Raw genomic sequence first — 24288 nt, 5'->3', positions numbered from 1 at the left:
TGGAATACTCTGTCAGCTTCTCATCGGTCGCTGCATTAGCGTTCTTCTCCGCTGCTGCAACTTTCTCCGATACAGTCTTTTTTGTTTCATACACCTGTGAAACGCCTAAACTGATCTCGTCTTTTGCTGCGGTGATATGTGATTCAACATCGCTTTTTGTGTAATATCCATCTTTCAACACCTTTTTTGTGTTGCTGTTAGCGATGGAAATTGCCTCCTCCGTAGCTGCTGCCGTTGCTTCTTTTTGAATATCCGCAAATGTTTTTCGTGCGTTTGAAATCTCAACCGTATTTTTTTTCGGTGTTTCCGGATATTCCGTAATTTTGACAATTCTCTGTTTTTCTTTTGTTCGGGTTTTCTTTGACACAAGTGTGACCGTGTCTCCGATTCCGTATGAAAGAATGTCTTTGTACTCCTCTGACGCTTTCGCAAGGTCAACAATCTCCGCAGTATATGCCTTGTACGGTCGTGACATTTCCTCAATCTTTGCCGTCGCATCCTCAATCAGACTTGTGGTGTTGGTGTATCGTTCATCTTTCCACACATACGCCTTGACTTTGGAGCTATACTGAAAATTGTCGATGTAATCTTTTCCGGTCAACCATTCCGGTGTGATGCCGTCTTTGCCAATCGGATAGATTCTTGTATAAAAATCATAAGTGTCGGATTTCAAAGATATTTTTCGGAGGTTTATCCCCTCTATGAAATAGCAACCTTTATCACTGCCTATTCTTTCGTAAATATTCACCGTTTTATTGATTGAATCAATGATACATTCGCACCTATATGTTGATAGGCACTTTTGCAGGACATCCCACGCCGTGATGTTCTCCTGCTCGTCAATGGTTCTTTTCTTTGTGACCGTGCATGTTCCAACATGCCACCCCGTACCCTTGAACGCAAACTCAAGACATGCTCTGATTGTCTGTTCATCCGATTCAAAGCCATACGGGAAAGCCGTCCCCTCCAACTCCTCGACATTGAGAACGGCAGTGTATTTGTTGAATTGTTCTCCCTTTTCAACTGCTTTTATGACAAATTCATCTGTTTTTGTGCGTATATAATATTCTTCTTGCAATAAACCAACCAACGCTCCCGACGCAGGATATACAAATGTCATTTCCTTGTCACCGGAATCCAGTGTCGTGGTGATTGCTCTGTCTTTGAATCCGGACAGTGTTCCGATTCTTTTCTTTCTGTCATTAAAAATTTGCAACGCTCTCACCTCCTAAATCCACATTGGAGTGTACTTGATTGTCACTCTTGCGTTTGTATCAGAGAATGTGAGTGCTGTTTCTCCCGACTTTAGCACTGGAAACGCCCATAAATCCACTTTGTCAAATGCGTTCGCCCCGTCGATTGTCACAAGTCCGGTTTTTGCGTCAATCACAACCGTTTTTCCTGCTGCAAGACTTTCCACGATGATGTCATCGTCTCCCAACCCGCCGATTGTGTAGTTCGTCAAGACTTTCTTTGCATATACCTCTACAACGCACGGAGCGTCCCTTGTGCCTACTTTATAGAACGACGCAGAGGTTTTCCCATCAAACACGATTGATAGGTCATCATCAACAAAAAAGCCGTCAAATTCGATATTCACAACGTATCGTTCTTTCACATTCTTTTTCTCATAATCATTCGATGTGATGAATCCGATATACGTTCCTTTGTAGCCGTCAAGTTCCAGCTTACAAGCCTTTGTGAAATTCATCATAAACTCTGACGCTACCCGAATGATATTGTTTCTATTCTTGCCCTTGAAATAAATTGAAAGTTTCAAACGCCCCATCTGAACCTCTGTCTCAAATTCCGTCGGCAATGCTGCTCCCGTCAGCCATTCATAACTATTCGAAAATGAGGGAGGCTGCACATCGGCAGTCAACTGTTTTGCATCATATTTTCTGATGTCTATACCATTTATTTTCATCGCCCTGTTTTACCTCCCTTTTCTTCTATCCGTAACCATTTGTGCATCAACTTTTGACACGGTTCTGCTTGCAACCTCGTCTCCGTCGATATAGGTGTGATTCGTTACATAAACAATATTTGATTTTTGAACGGCATCCAGTTTCTTGTCGAGGATGTTGTTCAATTTGTTGTAAAATTCCGCAAGTGGCAAGATTGCCTCGTCTCCTGCCTCGCCTCCCACCATGAGGTTGTTGCCGTTGATTCCGAACATTGTCGGGTTCGTCATGATACCTCCGGATTTGTACCAACTGATTCCAAAATGAGGCACAGACGGCGGGTTAATTGAAAAGCTTCCACTAATCGAAATATGCGGTAATTCCAACCGTGGCAATGACCAACTAAAATTGAACGCACTTTTTATTCTTTCTAATGCGTTTGAAACCGTTGACTTTGCACTTTCCATTTTTGAAGAAAATGCAGACTTTATCCCGTCCAGTATGGAGGATGCGGTTGACTTCGCACTGGATAATTTTGACGAAAACGCTGACTTTATGCTGTCGAGTTTTCCTCCGGTCAATGTGTTCGCCTGCGACATGAGAGAGGTCATTGTATCTTTCACGCCCTTAAAAGATGCGGACACAATTCCCTTGATACCGCCTCCGGCGTTCGTGTACGCCGTTTTCATATTGTTCAATTTTGTTGAAACATTTGATTTCGCCGTCTCCATGAGAGAGGTCGCTTTATCTTTGATATTGGTAAAATCTGACGACCACTTTGTCTTGATCTCCGAAACCTTTGTTGAGAATCCGGTTTTGATCTCATTCAGCTTGTTGGTTGCATTATTTTTCCATTCGGTCATTTTTGTTGTGACCGTGGTTTTCATATTCTCCCAACCAGACGACACATTCGTTTTAATTTCCGAAACTTTCGTTGAGAATCCGGTTTTGATCTCATTCAACTTGTTGGTTGCATTATTTTTCCATTCGGTCATTTTTGTTGTGACCGTGGTTTTCATATTCTCCCAACCAGACGACACATTTTCCTTGATGCTCGAAACTTTTTCAGAAAATCCGGTTTTGATTTCCTGTAATTTGTTTGACGCATTGGTTTTCCATTCGGTCATTTTTGTCGTGACCGTGGTTTTCATATTCTCCCAACCTGCTGAAACCTTTTCCTTGATCTCGGATGTTTTTTCGGAAAATTTTGTTTTTATTTCGGAGAGTTTTCCTCCGGACAAATCATCAACAAATGTGAATCCTGTGGAATAATATCCTTTGATTCCCTCCCATCCGGCAGCAACAACGCCTTTGATACCGCCTCCGTTTTCTTCATAGGCAGTTTTCATGTTCCCCAGTTTTTCCTTTGCCGTTTCGGTCGCTGCTGACATAAAATTGTGAATGGTGTCCTTTACGCTGCTGAATACTTTCGTTGCCTCTTGTCCGATGGTACTGTTTTTTATATTATCGCCGATCTCTTTGACCTTTTCCGTGACCGCTTCTTTCGCTTTCGTGAACGCTCCCGTGATGGTCTCTTTGATTGCCTCAAATTTTTCTTTGATGTTGCTCCGCAATTCGGACAGTTTTTCTTTGACAGTGTCCCAGTTTTTGTACAGGGCGACACCTGCTGCAATCAGTCCTCCAATCAGTGCCACAATCATGATAATCGGACACAGGTTCATAACTGCATTTAATGCGGTCTGTGCAGCGGTCATTCCTCCGGTTGTTGCTGTGGCTGCTGTTGTTGCTGCCGTATGTGCTACCGTGGCTGCTGTTCCTGCCGTATCTGCTGCCGTTCCCGCTGCCGTGGCTGCTGTCTTTGCCGTAATCTTTGCGATTATCTTTGCAGCTCCGGACACAAATTTCTGTCCGGTCGTTATCGTGCTAGAGATTCCCTTTGCTACTTTTCCAAATCCGATTGACAACGGACCGATAGCAGCAACCACAAGACCCACCTTGAGGATTGTTTGCTGTTGGCTCTCGTCTAAATATCCGAACCATTCACTTAATAGGTGTACTTTTTCGGTAAATTCTTTTACCATTGGTGCAGCCGATGACATCACTGTTTGTCCGAACTGTAATGTCGTATTTTTCAACTCGTTTAATGCGATTTTTATATCATACGATGTTGTTTTCATTTTGCTAAACGCCGTATCTGTCGCACCTGTTGAATTTCTCATTTCTTGTAAAGTTCCGTTGAAAGAATCTGCTCCATCTCCTAAGAGAATCAATCCTGCTTTTGCTGCCTCGGACGATGAAAACATATCTCCCATAGACAGATTTTGTTCTTTTGCTGCATCATTGATAATGCTTAATACATCCGCAAGGCTTGAACCGCTTGACATTAATTCTCCGAAAGATTTTCCCGTCTTTTCTCTCAATATTGTATCTGTTGTACTTCCTGTTTTTCCAAGTTCGTTCAACATTGAGTTCATATATGTCGTTGATTCTGCTGTTGCAACACCGTTCGCCGTCATTATTGCATAGCCTGTGCATAACTGGTCTAGTGCCACGCTGTTGGCATTTGCCGTCGGAATAACTTTTCCCATCGCTGACGATAATTCAGCAACGGTTGTTTTTCCTAAATTTTGTGTCTGTATCAACATATCTGACACATTCGTCACTTCGGTCGCCTCTAAACCATAAGCGTTGAGAATAGTCGTCAATACATCCAATGTATTTCCAGATTCTGCAAATCCCGCTGTTGCTAATTTTGTTGACTCTCTTACGAAATTTACAGCATCACCCGTTTTTTGTCCTGCACTTATCGCATTATATACATTGTCTGCTATATCTCCCGCTGCAATTCCTGTTTCATTTGATAAACTCAGAATTGCATCTGACATGTCATCAACAGACATTACGCTGTCATCCATAATTGTTGATACTTTTGCAATATCATCCTCAAAGTCAATCGCCATTTTCCCCGATGCCGTTGCAAAAGTCGCCAGCCCCGTTGACACGACTGACATTTTTTTTCCGAAGCTCTCCATCTTTTCGCCCGTTGTCTCACAAGCCTTTGCGAATGTTTCGAGTTTATGATTCTTTAATTGTTCGTTTACATCTTTTAGTTCTGCCTCCATGTTCATGAGGGCGGTCTTTGATTTCTCTGTCTTTGCCGTCTGATTTGCAAGAGCGGTCTCCGTCTTTCCGATTGCCGTTTCATTTGCCTTGTACTCCTGTTCCAGTTTGTCAAGTTCCTCTTTCAAGGCTCTCGACTGCTCGGAGTTTTTTCCGGTCTCCTCTGTCGATTTTGCATAGGCATCTTTCGCAGCGTCGATCTTTGACTTGAGTTCCTCCTGCTTTGTTTTCTGTTCTGACAGTTTCTTTGTCAACTTTTCCTGCTGCTCACTGTTCAACTGCACGATGCCTTTCTGCACCGTGATTTTTTGAGTGAGTGATTCGGCTTTTGCCTTGAGGCTGTCTGTTTCTGAACCGAACAACTTTGCTTTCGTTGCTGCCGTCGTATATTCCGCAGACAGAACTTTCATTTGTGCTGCTGCCGATTTCATTTGTGACTGGTAATCACTTGAATTTGCAGAAATTTTGACGCTTGTATAAGCCATTCGGTCGCCTCCTCTCCTACTGATTTTCGTTGATTGTGTCTAATTCAAAACGCAAGTATTCCAACAACGTGACAATGTTTTCTTTCATGCACTGACTGTATGAGTTTTTCAATAGCCGAATCGCAATTTTTACAACACGGTCAACAATTTCCCCGCAGACTTTCCATTGATTTTCCTCCGGTTCTTCCGGCTCATCCTCATAACCGTTTTCACGGTCAAATTCGTCAAATACGGACTTTTCTTTTTCTACCTGTTCAACCTCGACAATGTTCAATAGTTTCTCAGCAATAATGTTCTGCATCACAAAATGAACTGTCTTGATTGCCGTTAGAAAATCAATCGCTTCAATCTCCCCGATTTCTGCAAGTGTCAATTCGTTCCCGAACAACTCCTGCATTATCTTTGTGTTGAAAAACATCACTCCGGAAATCTTTTCCGTGTGATTTTTCTCCATGAGACTGATATATTTTTTGTACTGCTCCACCGTTATGGAGTTGATAAAGTATCTTTTCCCGCTGCAAGTGACCTCTATTTCCGGTATCACTTGCCATTCTGAAAATTTTTCTCTATCTTCTCCATGCGTTTTGTGAGTTCTTCCCCGATTCCTGCATCAATGAACTGGAACTCAAGAATCAAACCTGCTGCATCCAGTCCGGTCTCCGGATTCTTTAATTCTTCGACTGTGAACTGATCTCCGTATGCTTTGCAGATAAACAGTGCCATTACCTCAATGTCCTGTCTTGTGTATCTCGGATGTGCGTCCGTCTGCTCTGCAATATCGAGGTACTCCGTGTATGTATCAATCGACATTTTCGGCATTGTGAACTCTTTGTTGCTGATGATGATTTTTCTATTCATGGTTTATCCTCCTGTTATATCCCCCTGTTACGCTGCTGCGTCGTCCTTTTCCTGTACCTTTGAAAACCAGCTCTTGATTGCATCTGCTGCCTTTGTGTTCTCTTTCACAAGATTTGATTCATCGACCGAAATCTCATACGCATTATCAAGACTTCTCTCGTAGAATGAACCCTTGATGCTCTTTGTCGTTGGAGACAGTTTGCCCTCTTTTGTGCTTGCCTCCTCGCTGATTCCCTCTGCAAATTTTCCGGCGTATAACCATTTAAAATCATACTTTCCGTTCAGCTTTCTCTCGCGCCATCCGATAGCGACCTCCGGTGCTTTGTCGTCGGCTGTCTTGACAAGGAAACCGTTCTCGTATAACTGACCGAATAAAATCTGTCTATCCTGCGGTGCAAGAGCATTGACCTCAAGTTCAACCTCCGTTCCCTCGTATGAGTTGATGACCTCCTCTGTTCCATCATCGGAGTAAATCTTTTCAGAAGTCCATTTTTCATCAACTTTCGCCTTGATTGCTCTTGCCAGTTTCACCGGAGTTCCTGCAACATATCCCGTTGCATCATTCTGTGTGATTTTTGCGATATAGAAATCTTTACAACCGCATGTTCTACTTCTGACAATCTGCTGCACTGTTTCGCTTACCTGTTTTACTGTTTCGCTCATGTCTATTCCTCCATTTCATAAAATTTTGAAAATCTCTGTGCTTTCATATAGATTCCGTCCTCCGGTTTGGAATCGTCGCCGTTCCTGCCCTCGAACGAAAACCCGCTCCTTTTCATGAGTGCCTTGATTTCCCTTGCAAGATCAACCTCGTCACTCTCTGAAAAAATAGTGACCTGCAATGACAACGTCACTCCCTCCGCATCATCGTCCGAAAAATTCTCGTCATCCTCTCCCAAATCCCACAAGGTCACATGTCTGTCATGGATGTTCTTGTCATACCATCCTTGTATGACAATGATTCCCCTGTCTGAAATCTGCTGCAACGCATCCGCTGCGTCTTTTATGATGTCCGGACTGTTCACGCTATCACCTCATTTCAATGTGTTGTCTAAATAGGATTGATACTCCTGTTCTGCGATTTTTTGCAGTTCCGCATCTGCCTCACGTCCTGTCGCATAGATAAATTCTTGAGGCGGTCTGTAAATAGTCCCCCAGTTTATGAATTTCACATAAAAATGTTCGCTATTATCCGACTTTTCCCATCCGACATTCGCTGACGCTCCAGTGTCTTTCACCTTGACTGCTCCCAGTGGAACGCTGTCCGCTGCATGTGATGTGACCGATGATTTTGAGCCGAACCCTCGACCGCTCAACTTTATGTCTGCCGATTTCGGAATCTTTCCCGACATAATGCGTTTCACAACGGGTTCGCCCTGCTCAACAATCTTTTTGTTGACCGCTCGGATGTCCTCGTCGCTTGCTGCATCCTCAAACGCTTTCATGAGTTCCTGCAACCCTTGAAATTCCATTTCAATTTTCATCGCATCCCTCCGGTGTCAGATTATGACACTACGCTCCTGCTCTACATTTCAACTGATATTTCCTGTCGTCTGTGAACATCGGAGACGCATCATATATCTTGAACTCAACACCTTTGTACACCGCATAGAACTCTTTCAAATTCAGTCGGATTTCCTCCATCTTGTCACATGTTCGGGTCTCAAAAACGATTGTGTTTTCAAGTCCGGTCTGCAAGGCTGTGTATTTCTCATTTGTTCCCAAACTCTTGACCTCGCACCAACAGGAATAAAACTCTGTTTCCTCCTGCTGCCGTCTGCCATCAACAACGCTCGACACCTTGCGAATTATCTTGATTCTGCCTGTCATTGTGCTGCACCTCCGTATATTTCTTTCAAAAGCATTGAGGAGGCAGCAGAGGCAAGCAGTTTCGTGTCGCTCCGGTATTTGTCACGGTTGTCGTAAAGTTCTTTCACGGATATAAATGCAAGCAGTTTTTGACGGCTTGTGAGGCTGTACTGGTCGAAATTCGGAATCAGTTCCGTCATTTCCTGCATGGTCACATCAAACATCAATTCAAGGATTTCCATGTCGTCGTCATAGTCGATGTGACAATATACCTTGCATGTGGTAATCAGACCTGCTCTGTATTTCTCTTTTTCTTCATCCGTCATGTTTCTCACCTGCTTTCAATAGCAGGACGGATTCACCGCCCTGCTGCCTTGTTACCCGTTGACAACCTCTGTGATCTCGCCTTTGATGACTGCATCCTTGTCAACTGCCTGTACATCGAAACGGTCACGAACCTTGAGACCTGTCATGTCCTTATCCCATAACCCCGCACCTTTGTCATTGAGGTCGATTGTCAGAACATTTCTGTCGAAAAGTGTGATAGCCTCTTTTAAGTCACCACAGAAAACAGGATGCTTGTACCCGTCGATTGTGTGACCATCGCTGTTCATAATCGGTGTGGATTTGAGTGTTTTCTTTGACAGCTTCACGATTCTGTATTCTCCAAAAAGCATCTTTCCCTTTGTCTGCTGTGTCGGGTCTTTCTGCAAAATATAGTTTCCGTCCTTGTCCTTTAACTTGTCGAGGTAGTTGAAACCGCTCTGATTCGTGATGACGATTGAGGATTCTGCAATCGCAGGGTCTAACTGCTCATTGAAAATGTCCTTGAGGCTGTCGAGGTTCTCCACTGTGACCTCTTTTCCCTTTGTCATTTCATTGAGTACCTTGAGAATCATTGCGTTACGGGTTGCCTTTGTCTTTTTCGCAATCCATTTGTTGATGTACGCCATGATATTGGCTGCGGTGTCCTCAAGCAGCTCTGCGGTCATCTTGAGGATTCCACCTTTTTTCTTTACCTTGTACTCAATCGGTAAAAATTCCGGCTCGTCCATCTCCGGAAAATCCGCAGCCTCGTCCACGTTGTCAAACGGGGTTGATTCTGCATCGACCTCAATGTTTCGTGTTCCGGTCTTTGTCACAACCCCCTCGACATTGACATACTGCTCAAGGTTATCGGATGAACGACGCAATTCGATGATGTCTGTTCTGATGTCCTCCGGAATGGTCACGCCGATTCCGACCTCTCCCTCACTTCCTGCGGTTGTGTCGGATGTGAGGGCGTTCTTGTACACCTCAACATCTGCCTCGTCTGCCTCTCTGTGCAGGAATCCGGCTTTGACGATGTTGACGAACGCTTTCACAAGGTTCTTTTTATCAACCTTTTTCTCCCCGCCAGCCTGTTTTGCAGTGTCTTTGTTGACCTTATCCTTGATGCCGTCCTGCTCGTCCTCGTCCAGATCATAAAGGAGGTCGAATCTGTTCTGTAACTCTTTGAGTTCCTCCTTTGCTGCCTTTGCCTTGTCGAGTTTTCCGTCGTTTACAAGGCTCTTGACTTCGTTTTTCTTGTCATTGATCTGTTTCAGTAACTTCTGTAATTCCTTATTCATGACTTTCTGTCCTCCATTTCTTACATACCGTAAAGGTATAAATCGTCGAGAATCTCCCGCTTTTCTGCCTCAATTCTCTGTTCCTCTGCCTGTGCTGCTGCATTACTCCTCTTTTCCAATTCTGCAAGCACTGCATCGACAATGTTCTCCGTTTCAGTTCCCTTGAGTGTCTCCGGAATATTGTTGTATTTCTCAAAATAGTCGGATGCACACGCTGCGACTGCTGCCTTTTCTTCGATTTCAACATTGAAATACTGCTGCATCTTCTTGCTGTCGAACCATGTCTCATTTCTCATGAGGCTCTGAATCTTGTCTCTTGTGACACCCTCCTGCACATGCTCCATGTAAACGTCGAGGATTGAATCCTCGCAGAGATTCAACTGCTTTATTACTGCCTTGAAATCATCTGCGTTGCCGTATGCCATGCACAACGGTTTGTGAATCATCGCCTGTGCCCCTGTTGCAAAATGCAGTTCATCGCAAGCGAACATGATGACTGATGCGATGGATGCAGCCATTCCGTCAACATATCCGACTTTGTGTCCGTCGTATCGTTTTAACTGGTTATAGATTGCCAGCCCCGCAAATACGTCTCCACCTCCGGAATTGAAATAAATATCAATATCCTCATAGCCGTCTAACTGATTGAGAAAATCTGCGATGTCCTGCGGGCATCTGTCCTCCTCGTACCACATGGATTCCCATGTCGCTGATACAATGTCGCCGTAGAAATACAAGGAACATCTGCTCTGCTCCTCGTCCTGCTCCAAATCCAAATAGCCGACATTTTCAATCTTTCCGCTGCGTTTATTTTTCTTTGTGAAATCAAAACGTCCTTTCTTTGGCATGATTATTCACCTCCCTCCTGTTCGTCCTCTACCTCGTCGGTTTCGTCCGGTTCTGTTGCTGCGTCCGGCTGCTCTGTGTCCGGCTCTGTTTTTTCTTCCGGCTGCTCCGGTTCTTTGGTTTCATCCGGTTCGGATTCACCTTTCAAATATGCTGCTCCCGCCATCGTCAGCGGTACGATGCTGCCATTTGCAAGCAGAACATCGCCTCCCTCCGCATCTTCCATGTCGAGTTTCCGTCTCGCCTCGTTTGGTTTGATAATCATTCCACCGACACCGTTTCTCAAATATTCCATCTGCGTTTTTGAATCGGTGCGGAACAACACTTTTTCATTGAATTTGTAGTAATATCCATCGTCTGAATCGTCATCCGGCAGCATCTTGAAATTGATTTCCTCTTCGTACTGCTTGATGATGAACAATTCTGTGTCAACATAGAACGATAGCTGCTGCATCTCGCTGTTACTATATGACGACTTTGAATAGTCGTTGATCTGATTCGGTTTCACTCCGAACGCTCCTGCGATCTGCAAGGCATTGTATTTTTTCAGTTCAAAGAACTGCGAATCTGTCAGTTTAATGTCAAGAGGTGTGAGCTTCATTCCCAACGGGACGGGCAGGATTTTTCCTGTGTTCTTTGCCCCGCTGCCGAACTCTTCAAATGATTTAACAAGTGCTGTTTTTGCTTTTTCATTCAGTTCTCCGGTATATTCGAGCGTTGCCTTTGCTGTCAGACCGCTCTCATACAAGTTGTTCATGAACGCCTGTGATTCAGATGCACCCGCAACCGTGTCTCTCAATATCTGCTGCACTGGTAGTCCTGTGATTCCGTCAAAACTGAATGATGTTTTGAAGTGCATGACTTCATCTGTACTGAATACATATTGACGACCGGATGTCGGGTCTGTGTAGACATACCACAACCGCCCCACTCCTGCGAATATTCCTGCATCGTCAACAACGATCTGCACACAATTTGACTGCATAACCCACAAATCAACAATTTTGATTTCACCGCCGTATTTCTTGCGGTCAAACTTCTTTCTCATGTACACATAGGCGTTCCCGTAGTGGTTTCGATTGATCTCAACGGTGTTCCAAAATGTCGTAGGGGTCATGAATGGATTCGGTCTTTTGGAGAGCAGCTTCGATGTTTCCGTCGCCTCTGCCTCGATGATTCCCTTGTCCGTTTTCTGATAATATTTGATAGGCATTTTTGCAAGGGTCTCCGACAGCATCTTGAGGCAAGTGAAATATGTGACCTCTGATGTCGGTTTCCCCTTTCTTTTCAGACCTATCCTTTCAAGGAATGACGGTGAGTTCAGTGTCACAACGCCTCCGCTGTCCTGTGGTTCACCTCTCCACCAATTCGCAATTTTTTCTCCTAATCTCTGAAACGGATTCATTTATTTCTCACCGCCTTTCTTCATGTATTTTTCAAATTGCTCAAGCCATTCATTGACAGTTTCATTCACATCCGGACGGTATTCCTCTTTCATTGCGTGTTTCCATGCGTCGATGATAGCGTCAATCGGGTCTATTCTCTCTGTCGTGATGTCTTTGTCAATTTTTATTTCGCCGTAGTTGTTTGAGATGGTCTTTGCGTTTGCGATAGACCACACAAGCAAGCCATCGGCAGGAACAACAATCTTGTTTCCCTCTTTTCCGACCTCTACTCCCTCGATTTCCACGTTGCCCGCCAAAATCTCAAGTCTGAAATCGACCGTCGCATCGTTCAACTCTTTCGCTGTCTGTGTAACAGAGATTGAATCGAATCCCAACGCCTCAAGGTCTGACAAGAACGCCGATGCGTTGTGCGGGTCATAACATATCAACTGCGGTTTGAGGTCGTATTCTTTCACCAAATCCTCAAGATATTTGATGATGTATTTGTAATCTGTCTTTATTCCTCCCAGTGTCTCGGTCACTGTCACAAGACCCTTTTCAATCCATACGTCATAAGGTACTTTGTCGGTCTTGATGTGTTCATCCACCCTTGAGGACGGAATGAACGAATGTGTGTGTACAAAATATTTCTTTACTCCGTCAACCATGAACGGAATCACGATTGCGATTGATGTCAAGTCGCCTCCGGATGACAGGTCGACCCCGACATAACATTTTGACCCTCTGAAATCCTTGAGTGATTTCAGAACGGCACATGCTTTCCATTTTGCGATGTCCTTGATATACAGTGAATTTGACCACTGCATCCACATATTCAACTGCTTTACGAGGAAATCTCTCAAATCCTCCCCGCCCATATCACGGGCGGTATGTGCAATCGGTATGAGGTTTTCAAGAGCATCCATGTCAAATTCAAGAATTGGGTTTGCTTTTATCCAGTTCTCCGGAACATATCTGTCGTCATGTTCGTCCATCTGTGCGATATATACGAACTGACTGTCGTTTTCAAAAACGCCCTTTAACAGATTGCAGCAATATTCATACAATTTATAACAGGGTGATTTGAGGTCGAACCCTGCTGTCGTGATGACCGAAATCAACGCTGACTTGAGTTTCTTGATACCTCCCTCAAGCAGCTTGTACATCTGATTCGTCTTGTGTGCGTGATACTCGTCGACAATTCCCAAATATGCACGGTGTCCGTCAAGTGACTTTGTATCACCGGACAGCGCTTTGATTTCTGAATGTGTCAACAGACAGTCAATCGTGTGGTTGTGGTCATGCACTTTGAACCATTCCGACAAATCCTCGTCCGAATTGATGAATTTTGCGACCTCGTCAAAAACAATGTTCGCTTGGTCTTGCTTGGTAGCCGTACAAAAGATTTTTCCGTACTTGTACCCGTCAAAATTCCCGTAATAACATGCCAAAATACCGTTGATGAACGATTTTCCGTTCTGTCTGCCTAATTGCACGTAGGACGTTCTGAACCGTCTGTATGATTTTTCCTTTGTTCTCCACCCGTTGAGTGACCCTAAAATAAAGCACTGGAACGGATATGCGGTCACATGCTCGTTTTCTTCGCCCTCTGCAATGGTCAATTCCTCTGCAAAATTGATGATTTCCTCTGACTTTTCAACGTCGAAATAGTATTTGTACGGTGCTGCTTTCGATTTCTCAATGTCGTCGAGGTGTCTTTGACATGCAAGTCGGACATATTCTCCGGCTGTTATCTTGCCCGAAACAACATCAAGGGCGTATTGTGTGCAGCGGTCTTGTGTTTCTCCTGCTTTCGCCATACCTTAATTTGCATATTTCGCAAATTTATTCTCCGGCTTTTGCTGCTGCGGTTTCGGTACGACCAAACGGCAGCGTGAGGAGACTGTTAATCCGAAATCCGATGCTCCCTGTCTGCACTGTTTCATGCAGCGGTCTTGAATAATCATGAGACGCTCACGTTCACCGTTCACGACCTGCCTTGTACCGACCTGCACACGTTCTTTTTCTCCCGTGTCCGGATTCGTCTTTGTCTCATATACCGGAACATCCTCCATCAATGGAGTTGCTCTGATTTGCTGCGTGATTTCGATGTACTGGTCTTGTGCAATGAGCAATCTCGCCAGTGCATCGCAGTCAACATTCGCAATCAGTTTGATTTCAAGTAATTCTTTCGCAATCTTCCGGAACTTTTTCTTTTGCTCCGGTGTCAAATATGACGGAGGTTTCACTTTGTTGTTCGGTGCTACAACCTCGGCGTTTTTTCGTGCCTCAATTTCTGCTTTTGTGAGGTGTTTTCGCCCGTTCATAACAACCAAATCCGTGGGTTGTCTCTGCCCTGCCATGTAGCAACAAACCCCCTTTCCGTCAACATTTCAGTGATTTTGTGTCACATTCTGACACCCCTTTCGGATGTACCTTTCTGCTGAAATTCCCGTGGGGAGTTTTCTCTAAACAAAAGAGGGGGTGCGACTAGAAATGAATCGCACAAAACTTTTTTATATCCCCCTGCCTCTCGAAAGTGGTACTCAATCAGTGATCTCAACTGTTTCTGTGTTGCTCTCATGCTCGCTTTGCTCTGCTTATACAGAGCCGTGATTGTATTGTGTGTTTTATGATTGAGAGGTATGAGGTTGAACGGATTCAAACGCTGCTCCCAGTCGTCCTCAAGTTCAACGATATGGTGAACAGGATTGCATGTGAGTAGTTCATGTCCGACATATAATGCGTATATATCTACGTTGTCATAGACCTCAATGATATGTTCCCGCATCGCCCGCCATTCCTTTGATACATAGAACTCCGCTGCTCTCTCGTCTCGCCGTGTGTTGTTGTATATCATGTGTCTCGACTGCTGCTGCCGTTCACATTCCTCGCACATCTTCATCGACTGCGGAATCAGCTTGCCACACCTGCATGATTTCAAAAGCATATGTGTTCTCCTCTCTTTCTTGGTTCTCCTGCTTTGTTATCCACAAGAGGCGGGCAGTTATGCACATTACTGTGTATACTTACCCGCATATAACAGGAGGGCAAACAGGCAAGAAAAAAGCGACTGCATATCTGCAATCGCTCAACTCAACTGTTCACGCTAACATATTAGCACTTTCATTTCGTCTTTTGTTCACCCACTTTTTACCCCTATTTTCACCTTCATTTCACCCTGTTTTCACTCCGTTTCTATCGTTTTCAATCGCTTTTGCACCAAATAATTTGATTGACAGACGTTGAATCATAACCTTGCACCACTTTTTCGGTGAGTTGCGTCCGCAGCCTGTCTCCCTCACTATATCCTCGTATGTTTTGCCCTTGATATATACCGCCTCAAGTGCGTCATACTTGTACCCCTCACCTGCTGCCTCTGCATCTTCTTTTAGCGATGCAAGAGCCTGTTTGAGATGCTCGAACAGAATGACCGTCTCTGCACGGCACTCTCTGACCGATTGCAGAAACGCTCTCTCTGCTGATATGTTGTATTTGCTTATGTTTGGCACTTGAGAGGTCTCTGACACTGCCTCTTTGATGTATCGTTCCATTTCACGATAGTTTTCGAGATATAGCAGGGTTTTGTCAATGACTGTCTGCTCCTTTTCCTCTTTCATGCTTTCTCCTCGCTTTCTGCTTTCGTCTCATAGGCAGACCGTGCATTTTACGCCAGTTATTTGTATCTCGGCGATTTGTGCATCCTTGCGAACCGCTCATTTTCATAATTGCCGTTTTTACCTGCTCCGCTGTGACCCCCGTTTGCATGACCGCCTCGACGAACTGTTCTGCTGTTGTCTTTGCTTTGATTTCCGGTTTTTTATATTCCTTTTTTTCTGCGATGCCCTTATTAACTGTTGCTTTATCTGCTGCCTGTTCGATCATGTTTGAGATTTCTTTTTCTGTCTTTCCGGCTTTTCTAAAATGCTCAATCACGCTTTTCACGATGCTCATAATTCCCATATTATCACGCTCCTCCTTTCCGTTTACGCAAAAGGGAGTTGTTCGTCAACGCCGTCCGGAATATTCATGAACCCGTCACCTGCATCCGTATAACCCGCATTTTGCTCCTGTTCTCCCGCTGCTTTCTTACTTTCTGCAAATTCCTGTTCCTCAATCACAACATCGGTCGTATATATCTTTTGACCGTCTCTGTTGGTGTATGAACCTGTCTGAATCCTGCCTGTGGCAACGATTTTCGTTCCCTGTTTCAAATGTTTCTCCGCAAATTCGCCGTTTCTGCCAAATGCAACGCATGAGATGAAATTTGCGGACGGTTGCCCGTCCCGCTGCCCCCAACGATCAACCGCCAGAGTGTAACGTGCCACGCACATGGATTCCTGCGAACTGTTCTGCTGCGTATATCTGACATTCGGGTCTCTTGTGAGCCTCCCCATCAATATGACTTTATTCATTTGCCGTTCCCGTCCTTTCTCTCTGCATCACATACTCATTTTGCATCTTCTGCAATCTGACGAGACCTTTTTTGAACTCAAGATCATCGCCATTCATGCAGACATCGAATATTTTCTCATAATCAACAATGTGCATCTTGATGAACTCTGCCTCTGCTGCCGTCCGGCTCTCATTGATGAACATTCCCTTGACTGCCTCTTTTATCATCTCGCAATGGGTCTTTTCCTCCTCTGACTGTGGCGGTGTGCTTTCGATCATGCGGTCATAAGCTTTGTCAATCGCTCCTGCAATCAGTTCTCTCCAACCTTTGCCCTTTTCCCCGATTAACTGGTTTTCAATGTCCTCGAATCGGTTTCCGTGTCCTGCTGCCACGATGCGGATGTCCTTTTTCCCCTTTGCTGCAATCAGAATCAAATCGTCATCGTATGCCTCCATGTAGTAGTCAAATTTTGCATCGAAATTCTCTCTCGGATTGATGATGATTTCCGGCTGACTGCTGCCCTCCGTCTTGATACTCACTCCGATGTATTTCGCATCCTTGATTTTCGCATTGATAAATTCTGCCTTTAATGTGCTTTTGTTCATGCTGCTCCTCCATTCACTAATCTGTTGAGTAACTGTTCATACATGGTCTTGTATGTGTCTCTTTCTGTCTGCAATCGGATTGTCTCCTCTGATGATGCCGTGTTTTCCGGCTTTGCTTTTGCCTTTTCTTCCAACTCCTGCTCCATCGCTTGAATCTTGCTGCGATAGAGTTCGATTTCCTCCTGCTGATTCTTGATTGTCTCATTGTATTTCTTTGAGGTTTTCATGCTGCCGTCAAGCTGCAAGGAAATCATGAGAGCGATGTCGATGTTCTCCATCTCTTTGTCTGTACACTCCCCGATATACGTTCCGATGCGTTCTGTTGATACCGAATAGACCTGCTCACATAAAACGGTGCTTGGTCTGCCTGTTGATCTTACCGTCACATGTGTCGGGAGATCTGTTTTCGGCTGTGTGGTCATATATACAATTTCAACGACATTGCTGTTTTCGTTGTTCTTGTTATTGCTCACAACGACCGCCGGACGGTCGGAGTGCTGCTCGCTCCCGCTATACGATGCCCCCCCTCTGCTGATATAGAACATTTCGCCTCTCTTGATGTTATCCATCACAATTCCTCCTTTTTTATCACTCTATACAGTCTTTTCGCCTTGATATATTCCTTGTATTCTTCATCGGTCATCATCACAATATTTGTTTTGTCCTTTATATCTTCCGCAAACTGCTCTTTGCTTTTTCCGTACACATCCGCACCAAAAATCCGCAGATGTTCAACTAAAATCCTCCCTCTGATGATTCCCTCTCTGATGATTTTTCCGTTCTCCGTTTCTGTGTCCTCAAATCTTTTCAATGTGTAATTCAGCGAGAACTCCATTGCTGCCAAAATCGGGTCTTTTATCTCTGTCATTCTACGCCTCACCGTCTTTCATGAGTTTGGTTGCCATGATGCAATATCCGTCCTCAATTCCGGTGTAATCCTCAAGAATGTACGTCACAAGCACCTTGACCATGCGTCCGGTGTTCTTTCCGTCTGCAAATTCCATCATCTCAAGAATGTCGCCCTTTTTATAGCCTCTGTCATTCTTCCGGAGTTCAAATGTCTTGATTCCGTTTGCCACATCATCGAAATAAGACTTTGCAAGGCGTATCTGATGCACTTTCTGTCCGGTCTCCTGTGTATCTGACGGGAGGTTCTGCATCTTCTCCTTCTGCTCCATCTCACGGAGTTTTTTCTTTGTTTCACGGTCGATTGCATCCTGCTCCTCTGAATATCTCTGCTCGTCGGTCTTGTACGCCTCCGCACGGTTTTTGTACTGGTCGCATGAGGTACATGTTCCGGTCTTGACATTGCAAGTCTCATATTCGGTGCAGGAGTAGCAAATGGATGTGATTCCCTCAGGATGCGGTGTCTCGTAATCGTCGCCCGCTCTTACTTCCGGAGGATTCATGCTGCTTTCTGCCGTGTCGGATTCTGACACCTGCTGCCCCGCTGCTTTCGCCTCTTTCATGTCTTTCACTTCTTTGTGTGTCAGTTCTCCGGTCTCTGCGAATTTCCCCAGTGCCTCACGCTGCTCGTCCTCTGTCATCCCGCTCAATTCATAAGCTGCGGAGAATGTGAGGCGTTCTTTCTTGAGTTCTTCTCTCCATTCCGGAATCAGATTATTGTTGACCGCCTCAATCTGTGCAATCTTTGTTTTACTCATGTGCAGCATCGAGGAAATCACATCTCTCAACCGTCCGGATTGCAGGTCATATCCCTTGATTTTCTTCCCTGCTGCTTTCATACGCTCAAGAGATGCCTTGAGGCGTGTTTCCTCCTCGATCATGTCAGAAATGGTCTTTGTACGGTATGCGTTGGCGATGATGATTTCAACCTGCTCCTCGTCATCATCCTGCGGTGTGGTCAATTTACTGGTTGCCAGTTCAAAGTCTTTATATCCCTTTGATACGAGGTACTTGAGAGCCTCCCATCGTCTTTCACCTGCGACGATTCTGTATTCGCCCTTTTCGCACGGTGCATATACGAGTTCGAGGTTCTGTTTCAAACCGGACAGGAGGATATCTCCTGCCAGTTCTTCGATGTCCTTGACACTGTAAAAATTCATGGTGTTGCGGTACATCTTGAAAATCGAAATGTCCTTTGTCCGGAATCTCGCTCTCGGAGATTCGTCAATCCCTGCTTTGCTGTTTTTGTTGAGTGCGTCTTTGACGCTGAATCCTGCTGCCATCTATTCACCCTCCTGCTGTTACTCTGTGAGTTTCTGTTTTTTTGTCTCGGTACGTTCGACGTTGATTTCGCCCTTGCTATTCTGCGAAATAGAGGCTTTCACGCCTCCACGGAGGTTCAATGTGACCTTTGCCAGTCCTCCGGTATAAATCTCCTCGACTGCTGCCTTGAGAATCTTCACAATTCCCTCTCCGCATCTCTTGTCCGGTGCTGCTGCCTCTCCGAACAGTGCAGCGACGTTCTGCATTGCCTTTTCTTTCCTCTGTTTCTCTTTCTGATATTCAACTGCATCCGGACAATTACATGTCATGGTTGCCTGCTCCTCTGCCTGTGCTGCTGTCAGTTCTTCGTCTACCTCAATCTGCGTCATTTGACCGCAGAATCTGCATTTTGCTGTTTTCACAATGTTTCCCATGTGCTTTCCTCCTTTTTACTCGACAAATTGTTCGGCTTTGAATCTGTCTCCCATATCCATGAAATAATTGTATAAAAAATCTTTCTGATGTTTTGTCAGTGCTTTCATGTTTGTCACTATATATCCGGCATATCCGGACGGATTGTGAATCAGACAATATCCTTTGACCTCTGAAAGAAAATCACGCATGAGGTGTCCGATTTCATTGTCTCCGGATTCTTTCACCCATTTCCAATACTCATCCGTGAACCCTTTTCTTTCGCATATCTGTTCCGCTGATTCTTCATGCGTTCCGAACGGTGATTCCGTGAAAACGCCTGTCGGAGACAACCACCCAAACTCTTTCGTCTCGGTTTTCTGCTGTTCCTGCTCTTTTTGTGCTTGATTTGGCATTATTCCATTTTCAAAATCATTGAGGTGTTTTCTGAACTTTTCCATGTTCAACTCTCTCGCTGTGATTCCCTCATAATTCAACGGTTTGCCGTTTTCTCCGTTCTTCAGCATGATCATCCTACATGTTCCCCATTCCATTTCCGAATATCCCAGTTCATAACATTCCATCACATAATACATTCCGATTCTCAAATCCGGATTTCTCTGCACCTCTATCATGTCAATAAAGTTTTTGTTTCCCAGTGCATCCCATACAATGTGAAAATAATATGCAAAACCTTTTTCAAAGGACTTGCATTTTCCCGAACTGTCAAGCATGATGCAGGTATCGCACCCGCCTCCGCTTATATGGTGTTTGCAGGAGGCGTTGTTGCAGGTGATTTTCCTCTTTCCCACATTTACCCCTCCATTTCCTTGAGTAACTCATGTACAACACATCTGTAATCTTGAGACACGATTCCACGCTTTGAAAATTTCGGGAGTGGTATCATTGCCGTTGTTGATTTCTCCGCAACAATGGAACGGCGAACCGGAGTGACAAACATGTCAAATCCGGAATCTGCTTTCAGCCACTCCTCGACCTCAAGAGATGTCTTGTTTTTCTGTCGCATGGTCATGAGTGCCTTGATTCTCAAATCCGGATTGATGTCTCTCAAGTCCTCAATCTGCTCCTCAAGGTTCTGCAATGCTTCGATTTCATATCCTCCAACCTTTACGGGTGCAATGATTAACTCTGCCGATATGAGGATATTGATGACCACCATGTCAAGCAGTCGACCGCAATCACAAATGCAATAATCGTATGCGTCCGCTACCTCTTGCAACGCCTCACGCAATCGTGTGACTTGATTGTCCTCTGACTTGAGCAGCAAATTCATGTCCGTCTGCATGAGATAGCCATTTGCCGGAATGATGTCAACGTGCGAATATTCCGTCGGGCGAATCAGATCACCCGTTTTGTATGTACCGCCGACACATTCATGTTTCTCAAGCAGCTCACTCATTCCGATTCCGTCCGGTTCAAACACTCCGAACGTCTTTGATGTGTCTCCCTGCGGGTCTCCGTCTAACACAAGCACTCTTTTCCCCTGCTCCTCACCCAACATATAAGCGATTGAATCGGATGTCGTCGTTTTCCCGATTCCTCCCTTTGGTGACATCACTGCAATAATTCTCATGTTGATTCCTCCTGTTATTGTCCTGTTATTTTATTTTTCCGTCCTTGAGGATGCTGTTGTTCGGGATGCTCATGTTCAAATTTCTCTCCCTGTGTGCTGAATCCGACAAATTCAGATATTCCTCAATGACCTTGATTGCCTCCTCTGCTGAATAGCAGGTTGCAACAAAATGTCCGGCTGCTGCCATGTCTGCAAGGAACTCTTTCTGTGTGTCCTGCTGTCTGTTGTTGCCGAATTTCATCTCGACGAACAATCCGCAGTATGAGCCTTTCGGATATGGAAGTTGCAAGTCAGAAACGCCCGCCTTGACACCCATCTGTTTGAATTTCACCGCCTCCGCTCTGTTCCTACTGCCTCCATTCGGCACATGGAACAACCACTTTAATTCCGGATAACGGTTCATGTTCCATCCCGCCCATGACACGACGTTGATTTGCTCCGTGTCCTCACTTCGTTTCGCATATCTCATGTTCATTTGCTTTCGCCTCCTCTTTGCACATGTCATAATATTCGCAGAACAGACACGCATGTTTGCAGTCCTTGACCTTGAGCATGTGTCTGATTCTCTCAATGATTTCTCCTGCCCTCACTTTCCGACCACCTCCTCAATCTCTTTCATCCTCTGCATGATTGCACTGTTGTATGAATACACATACACGCCATTTCTCCACAAATGTTCCCTTGCACCTTTTTCACCGTAGTTGTACGCTGCAAGTGCATCCTGCACCGTTCCGTATTTCTTGAGCAGGTATGAGAGGAAATCAATCCCAACCCTCACGTTTTGATACGGGTTCATGAGGTCTGTGCATCCTAGTCTCTGCATCCGGTCGGTGTGCCACTTCTCATATATCTGCATATATCCCTTTGACTTCCCGCCGTCTCCGACCTTGTCAAATTCATATCCGGATTCACGCTCTATGAGTGCCAACACAAGGGCATACGGAACGTCATTTTGCTTGCATAGGCATCTTGTGTATATCTGCATTTTCTCCGGAAAATAGCCTTTATCTGCATACTGCTCCGGCAGATCATAATATACGAACCCCTCAAGATCACAACTGCCCCAGTCCTCGGACATAGTGTCAAAAATCTTGTATTTGCTTTCGATCTCCTCTGCCGTCTGCGCTATTGTTTCCGGATTCTGCACCGTTTCCGCATGTATCGTCTCCTCATGCGTTGTCTCCTGCTGCTTCTCCTCGATCTGCTCCGGCTTTTTGCTGCCGAACGCTGCCACGCACAACGCTGTCACAACTCCTGCGACCACGATCACACGAAACGCATTACGTCGCCTTGCTCGTCTTGCCCGTCTTTTCCGTCTTTTCACCTTGTAGCCTCCTTTTTCTCATTCGTGCATGTATGTAAAACATGCAATTAAAATCGTTGTAGTACACGTTTGCGTTCGTGAAATCCATGTCTGGATACCACTTTCCCAAAATCTCCGGAATTGAATCCCTGTCTTTGACCATTTCATCAACAAATGAGCCTATCTTTTTATAGCTGCCTCCTGCTGCCGGACGTTTGGAGTGTACGACCTTGATTCGTGGGTCTCTCAATCCCTGTGAACTGTTCCATCTCTTTTCCGACGGAACACGGTTCTTTTCTTCGACGATATAGTTTGCCATGCCAGACAGACCGTTTTCATCTGTCTGCAATCTGCGAACCTCATTCCTGCTTGACTGTTTCCAACATGATTCAACCGTCTCCATGTCCAACGCACCGTCCATGACAATGTGATGATGCCATCTGATTTCCGCATCCGGATTATATGCGGTCACATAGACATATTTTGCGTTCGGGAGACCCCTCTTTTTCCTCTGATAGTTGATGCGTCGGATGTACTTTTGCACATTCTTGATTGCTGCATCCACATCCCCGTCCGGCGGGAGGTGTGCGTCATCATAGGTCAACGTCATCCAAATATCACGGTCACTGAAATTCTCATTGATTAACCTCTCAACGTATTTCCGTGCGTTCTTGTCATTCAGATTCTTTTGAGCCTTGTTATTGTCTTTCTTGATGGTTCTCCCCTCCGGAGGTACTTCATCCATACTCCGAAACTGCGGGTATATCTCAATCTCAAACTGATCTCCTGCGGTTATCTCTTTCAAGGCATATACAACTTTCTTTCTGTGCTGGAACAGGTTCTCAATGAACCATTCGTGCATATCCTCCAACGCTTTGTTATATGCTGCCTCATAATCATACGGGATGAACTGCATCCCTTTCTTTCTTGCCATCTGACACATGCCTCCTATATATGTTTTCGTAGACTTGTTATTATCTATTACAAGGACGCTCAAGCCTCCGAAAACCCTGTATTTTCACGACCTTTCCGGTCGTTTTCGAGTTGCTTTTTCGTGTCAGATTTGCTATAATATCTTTTAGTGATAGCGGCTGACACAATCAGTCAAATCAAGGACGACCACTGCAATGGTTGTCCTTTTTCTTTGCTCTCATGCTCCTGCTATGTACTGCCCCGCCATTATGACGGGGCGTTTTCATTAAACGGCTGCAACCGCCTCTTTCTGTTCCCATCTGCGACGCTCCTCTGCTTTTCCTGCTGCCTTACCCTCGGCATACGCAGACATCACCATAATGGTCATTGACTTTCCCTCAAGGTCGTCAATATTCATGAATTTTTCTGCCATGCTCTCAATCACTGCCTTTTTCTCGTTTCTCGTCATTTTTCAACACCTCCTCGGATTCGCTCAATCTCTTTTTCTATGTTCTTTCCGGAATAATCTGCAAGCAGTTTTTCCGAAATGTGATACGTCCAAATTGAGGACATCTGCACCGCCGTTCCTATCGGGAGTTTTCCCTGCTGCATTGCTACCCTCACGAATTGCGGTGATACATTGAGGATTGCTGCTGCCTCTGTCGGCAATATTCGTCCTATATCCATCCTATTTCCTCCTGTTGGTGGCTCTCTCGGTCTTTTCATCCCGTCCACCTGCTTTCCGGCATTGTCTACCGTGTTGATGCTTTTCACCTTAAAAACCATCAAAAACCTGTTGACCATCCACGCACTTTCTAGCAGGTGTGACCGCTGCCATGTTTCCCACGGTATCGCTGCACGATGTCTTTCGGCTTGCCATCGTCAGAGTGTCGGTTGCCATCCGGACACTGACGGGGCGA

At 45.1% G+C, this 24288-nt stretch carries 32 protein-coding genes; all 32 read right to left on the bottom strand.

Annotated elements, in window-relative coordinates; genetic code table 11:
* Positions 1-1216: phage tail protein (locus tag NE638_RS15330; RefSeq protein ID WP_202031311.1), on the bottom strand; the 1216-nt coding region annotated here is incomplete at its 3' end.
* A gap of 12 nt (positions 1217-1228) precedes the next feature.
* On the bottom strand, positions 1229-1927 hold the full coding sequence (locus tag NE638_RS15325; RefSeq protein ID WP_173746592.1) for a phage distal tail protein: 699 nt from the start codon (positions 1925-1927) through the stop codon (positions 1229-1231).
* Positions 1928-1936: 9 nt separating this feature from the next.
* Positions 1937-5470 carry a phage tail tape measure protein gene (locus NE638_RS15320; RefSeq protein ID WP_244094863.1) on the bottom strand — a complete coding sequence of 1178 codons (3534 nt, stop codon included), beginning with the start codon at positions 5468-5470 and terminating at the stop codon, positions 1937-1939.
* 16 nt (positions 5471-5486) lie between these two features.
* Positions 5487-5843, bottom strand: a complete 357-nt coding sequence (locus NE638_RS15315) for a hypothetical protein (RefSeq protein WP_202031310.1) — start codon at positions 5841-5843, stop codon at positions 5487-5489.
* Positions 5844-6010: 167 nt separating this feature from the next.
* A complete protein-coding gene (gene gpG / locus NE638_RS15310; protein ID WP_173746588.1) occupies positions 6011-6328 on the bottom strand; it encodes a phage tail assembly chaperone G in 318 nt (105 codons plus the stop codon).
* 27 nt (positions 6329-6355) lie between these two features.
* The gene (locus NE638_RS15305; protein ID WP_173746586.1) at positions 6356-6991 is read right to left on the bottom strand and encodes a major tail protein; all 636 of its coding nucleotides are present in this window, start codon (positions 6989-6991) and stop codon (positions 6356-6358) included.
* A gap of 2 nt (positions 6992-6993) precedes the next feature.
* Entirely contained in the window at positions 6994-7353 is a 360-nt protein-coding gene (locus NE638_RS15300; protein WP_173746584.1) for a hypothetical protein, read from the bottom strand.
* Between the two features lie 9 nt (positions 7354-7362).
* Positions 7363-7812: an HK97-gp10 family putative phage morphogenesis protein gene (locus tag NE638_RS15295; protein WP_173746583.1), complete on the bottom strand. Its 450-nt coding sequence runs from the start codon at positions 7810-7812 to the stop codon at positions 7363-7365.
* A 28-nt stretch (positions 7813-7840) separates the two neighbouring features.
* Complete coding sequence (locus NE638_RS15290; RefSeq protein ID WP_118041367.1) at positions 7841-8158, bottom strand: phage head closure protein; 318 nt, start codon at positions 8156-8158, stop codon at positions 7841-7843.
* The gene (locus NE638_RS15285) at positions 8155-8463 is read right to left on the bottom strand and encodes a head-tail connector protein (RefSeq protein ID WP_173746581.1); all 309 of its coding nucleotides are present in this window, start codon (positions 8461-8463) and stop codon (positions 8155-8157) included. The genes NE638_RS15290 and NE638_RS15285 overlap by 4 nt, the downstream gene beginning before the upstream one ends.
* Positions 8464-8514: 51 nt before the next feature.
* A complete protein-coding gene (locus NE638_RS15280) occupies positions 8515-9747 on the bottom strand; it encodes a phage major capsid protein (RefSeq protein ID WP_173746579.1) in 1233 nt (410 codons plus the stop codon).
* A 20-nt stretch (positions 9748-9767) separates the two neighbouring features.
* The gene (locus NE638_RS15275) at positions 9768-10595 is read right to left on the bottom strand and encodes a head maturation protease, ClpP-related (RefSeq protein WP_173746577.1); all 828 of its coding nucleotides are present in this window, start codon (positions 10593-10595) and stop codon (positions 9768-9770) included.
* 2 nt (positions 10596-10597) lie between these two features.
* Positions 10598-11998 (bottom strand): phage portal protein, encoded by a 1401-nt coding sequence (locus tag NE638_RS15270; protein WP_173746575.1) that lies wholly within the window; start codon positions 11996-11998, stop codon positions 10598-10600.
* Entirely contained in the window at positions 11999-13798 is a 1800-nt protein-coding gene (locus NE638_RS15265; RefSeq protein WP_173746573.1) for a terminase large subunit, read from the bottom strand. It abuts the gene before it with no gap.
* A 3-nt stretch (positions 13799-13801) separates the two neighbouring features.
* Complete coding sequence (locus NE638_RS15260) at positions 13802-14341, bottom strand: phage terminase small subunit P27 family (protein WP_173746571.1); 540 nt, start codon at positions 14339-14341, stop codon at positions 13802-13804.
* 44 nt (positions 14342-14385) lie between these two features.
* Positions 14386-14928, bottom strand: a complete 543-nt coding sequence (locus NE638_RS15255) for a hypothetical protein (RefSeq protein ID WP_244094862.1) — start codon at positions 14926-14928, stop codon at positions 14386-14388.
* Positions 14929-15154: 226 nt separating this feature from the next.
* On the bottom strand, positions 15155-15598 hold the full coding sequence (locus NE638_RS15250; RefSeq protein WP_173746569.1) for a hypothetical protein: 444 nt from the start codon (positions 15596-15598) through the stop codon (positions 15155-15157).
* A complete protein-coding gene (locus NE638_RS15245; RefSeq protein WP_173746567.1) occupies positions 15567-15941 on the bottom strand; it encodes a hypothetical protein in 375 nt (124 codons plus the stop codon). The genes NE638_RS15250 and NE638_RS15245 overlap by 32 nt, the downstream gene beginning before the upstream one ends.
* Before the next feature lie 23 nt (positions 15942-15964).
* Positions 15965-16393, bottom strand: coding sequence for a single-stranded DNA-binding protein (locus tag NE638_RS15240; protein ID WP_173746565.1), 429 nt, complete (start codon positions 16391-16393; stop codon positions 15965-15967).
* The gene (locus tag NE638_RS15235; RefSeq protein WP_173746563.1) at positions 16386-16979 is read right to left on the bottom strand and encodes a hypothetical protein; all 594 of its coding nucleotides are present in this window, start codon (positions 16977-16979) and stop codon (positions 16386-16388) included. Before NE638_RS15235 ends, NE638_RS15240 begins: the two co-directional genes overlap by 8 nt.
* Positions 16976-17548 (bottom strand): type II toxin-antitoxin system PemK/MazF family toxin, encoded by a 573-nt coding sequence (locus NE638_RS15230; RefSeq protein ID WP_173746561.1) that lies wholly within the window; start codon positions 17546-17548, stop codon positions 16976-16978. Before NE638_RS15230 ends, NE638_RS15235 begins: the two co-directional genes overlap by 4 nt.
* Positions 17548-17847: a hypothetical protein gene (locus NE638_RS15225; protein WP_173746560.1), complete on the bottom strand. Its 300-nt coding sequence runs from the start codon at positions 17845-17847 to the stop codon at positions 17548-17550. Before NE638_RS15225 ends, NE638_RS15230 begins: the two co-directional genes overlap by 1 nt.
* Before the next feature lies 1 nt (position 17848).
* Positions 17849-19168 (bottom strand): ParB/RepB/Spo0J family partition protein, encoded by a 1320-nt coding sequence (locus NE638_RS15220; protein ID WP_173746559.1) that lies wholly within the window; start codon positions 19166-19168, stop codon positions 17849-17851.
* An 18-nt stretch (positions 19169-19186) separates the two neighbouring features.
* Entirely contained in the window at positions 19187-19582 is a 396-nt protein-coding gene (locus NE638_RS15215) for a hypothetical protein (RefSeq protein WP_244094861.1), read from the bottom strand.
* Between the two features lie 15 nt (positions 19583-19597).
* Entirely contained in the window at positions 19598-20371 is a 774-nt protein-coding gene (locus NE638_RS15210) for a hypothetical protein (protein WP_173746558.1), read from the bottom strand.
* 2 nt (positions 20372-20373) lie between these two features.
* Entirely contained in the window at positions 20374-21153 is a 780-nt protein-coding gene (locus NE638_RS15205; RefSeq protein WP_173746557.1) for a ParA family protein, read from the bottom strand.
* A gap of 25 nt (positions 21154-21178) precedes the next feature.
* Complete coding sequence (locus NE638_RS15200) at positions 21179-21628, bottom strand: VRR-NUC domain-containing protein (protein WP_173746556.1); 450 nt, start codon at positions 21626-21628, stop codon at positions 21179-21181.
* Positions 21600-21743, bottom strand: a complete 144-nt coding sequence (locus NE638_RS15195; RefSeq protein WP_173746548.1) for a hypothetical protein — start codon at positions 21741-21743, stop codon at positions 21600-21602. The genes NE638_RS15200 and NE638_RS15195 overlap by 29 nt, the downstream gene beginning before the upstream one ends.
* A complete protein-coding gene (locus NE638_RS18115; RefSeq protein ID WP_256137232.1) occupies positions 21740-22477 on the bottom strand; it encodes a transglycosylase SLT domain-containing protein in 738 nt (245 codons plus the stop codon). The genes NE638_RS15195 and NE638_RS18115 overlap by 4 nt, the downstream gene beginning before the upstream one ends.
* The gene (locus NE638_RS15185; protein ID WP_244094860.1) at positions 22434-23390 is read right to left on the bottom strand and encodes a rolling circle replication-associated protein; all 957 of its coding nucleotides are present in this window, start codon (positions 23388-23390) and stop codon (positions 22434-22436) included. The genes NE638_RS18115 and NE638_RS15185 overlap by 44 nt, the downstream gene beginning before the upstream one ends.
* Positions 23391-23654: 264 nt before the next feature.
* The gene (locus NE638_RS15180; protein WP_055287211.1) at positions 23655-23837 is read right to left on the bottom strand and encodes a hypothetical protein; all 183 of its coding nucleotides are present in this window, start codon (positions 23835-23837) and stop codon (positions 23655-23657) included.
* Entirely contained in the window at positions 23834-24157 is a 324-nt protein-coding gene (locus NE638_RS15175; RefSeq protein WP_244094859.1) for a hypothetical protein, read from the bottom strand. Before NE638_RS15175 ends, NE638_RS15180 begins: the two co-directional genes overlap by 4 nt.
* Positions 24158-24288 lie beyond the last annotated feature (131 nt).

This window comes from Blautia sp. MSK.18.38 (assembly GCF_024460535.1).
Lineage (GTDB): Bacteria > Bacillota > Clostridia > Lachnospirales > Lachnospiraceae > Blautia_A > Blautia_A fusiformis.
Note: the sequence above shows the minus strand (reverse complement) of the source record. Positions and strands in the feature narration are given on the sequence as shown.

Excerpts from the sequence above, each read along its gene's own strand:
- NE638_RS15325 (WP_173746592.1), bottom strand. The coding sequence starts at position 1,927 with ATGAAAATAAATGGTATAGACATCAGAAAATATGATGCAAAACAGTTG.
- NE638_RS15320 (WP_244094863.1), bottom strand. The coding sequence starts at position 5,470 with ATGGCTTATACAAGCGTCAAAATTTCTGCAAATTCAAGTGATTACCAG.
- gpG (WP_173746588.1), bottom strand. The coding sequence starts at position 6,328 with ATGAATAGAAAAATCATCATCAGCAACAAAGAGTTCACAATGCCGAAA.
- NE638_RS15305 (WP_173746586.1), bottom strand. The coding sequence starts at position 6,991 with ATGAGCGAAACAGTAAAACAGGTAAGCGAAACAGTGCAGCAGATTGTC.
- NE638_RS15295 (WP_173746583.1), bottom strand. The coding sequence starts at position 7,812 with ATGAAAATTGAAATGGAATTTCAAGGGTTGCAGGAACTCATGAAAGCG.
- NE638_RS15290 (WP_118041367.1), bottom strand. The coding sequence starts at position 8,158 with ATGACAGGCAGAATCAAGATAATTCGCAAGGTGTCGAGCGTTGTTGAT.
- NE638_RS15285 (WP_173746581.1), bottom strand. The coding sequence starts at position 8,463 with ATGACGGATGAAGAAAAAGAGAAATACAGAGCAGGTCTGATTACCACA.
- NE638_RS15280 (WP_173746579.1), bottom strand. The coding sequence starts at position 9,747 with ATGAATAAGGAATTACAGAAGTTACTGAAACAGATCAATGACAAGAAA.
- NE638_RS15275 (WP_173746577.1), bottom strand. The coding sequence starts at position 10,595 with ATGCCAAAGAAAGGACGTTTTGATTTCACAAAGAAAAATAAACGCAGC.
- NE638_RS15270 (WP_173746575.1), bottom strand. The coding sequence starts at position 11,998 with ATGAATCCGTTTCAGAGATTAGGAGAAAAAATTGCGAATTGGTGGAGA.
- NE638_RS15265 (WP_173746573.1), bottom strand. The coding sequence starts at position 13,798 with ATGGCGAAAGCAGGAGAAACACAAGACCGCTGCACACAATACGCCCTT.
- NE638_RS15260 (WP_173746571.1), bottom strand. The coding sequence starts at position 14,341 with ATGGCAGGGCAGAGACAACCCACGGATTTGGTTGTTATGAACGGGCGA.
- NE638_RS15255 (WP_244094862.1), bottom strand. The coding sequence starts at position 14,928 with ATGCTTTTGAAATCATGCAGGTGTGGCAAGCTGATTCCGCAGTCGATG.
- NE638_RS15250 (WP_173746569.1), bottom strand. The coding sequence starts at position 15,598 with ATGAAAGAGGAAAAGGAGCAGACAGTCATTGACAAAACCCTGCTATAT.
- NE638_RS15245 (WP_173746567.1), bottom strand. The coding sequence starts at position 15,941 with ATGGGAATTATGAGCATCGTGAAAAGCGTGATTGAGCATTTTAGAAAA.
- NE638_RS15240 (WP_173746565.1), bottom strand. The coding sequence starts at position 16,393 with ATGAATAAAGTCATATTGATGGGGAGGCTCACAAGAGACCCGAATGTC.
- NE638_RS15235 (WP_173746563.1), bottom strand. The coding sequence starts at position 16,979 with ATGAACAAAAGCACATTAAAGGCAGAATTTATCAATGCGAAAATCAAG.
- NE638_RS15230 (WP_173746561.1), bottom strand. The coding sequence starts at position 17,548 with ATGGATAACATCAAGAGAGGCGAAATGTTCTATATCAGCAGAGGGGGG.
- NE638_RS15225 (WP_173746560.1), bottom strand. The coding sequence starts at position 17,847 with ATGACAGAGATAAAAGACCCGATTTTGGCAGCAATGGAGTTCTCGCTG.
- NE638_RS15220 (WP_173746559.1), bottom strand. The coding sequence starts at position 19,168 with ATGGCAGCAGGATTCAGCGTCAAAGACGCACTCAACAAAAACAGCAAA.
- NE638_RS15215 (WP_244094861.1), bottom strand. The coding sequence starts at position 19,582 with ATGGGAAACATTGTGAAAACAGCAAAATGCAGATTCTGCGGTCAAATG.
- NE638_RS15205 (WP_173746557.1), bottom strand. The coding sequence starts at position 21,153 with ATGAGAATTATTGCAGTGATGTCACCAAAGGGAGGAATCGGGAAAACG.
- NE638_RS15200 (WP_173746556.1), bottom strand. The coding sequence starts at position 21,628 with ATGAACATGAGATATGCGAAACGAAGTGAGGACACGGAGCAAATCAAC.
- NE638_RS15185 (WP_244094860.1), bottom strand. The coding sequence starts at position 23,390 with ATGGCAAGAAAGAAAGGGATGCAGTTCATCCCGTATGATTATGAGGCA.
- NE638_RS15180 (WP_055287211.1), bottom strand. The coding sequence starts at position 23,837 with ATGACGAGAAACGAGAAAAAGGCAGTGATTGAGAGCATGGCAGAAAAA.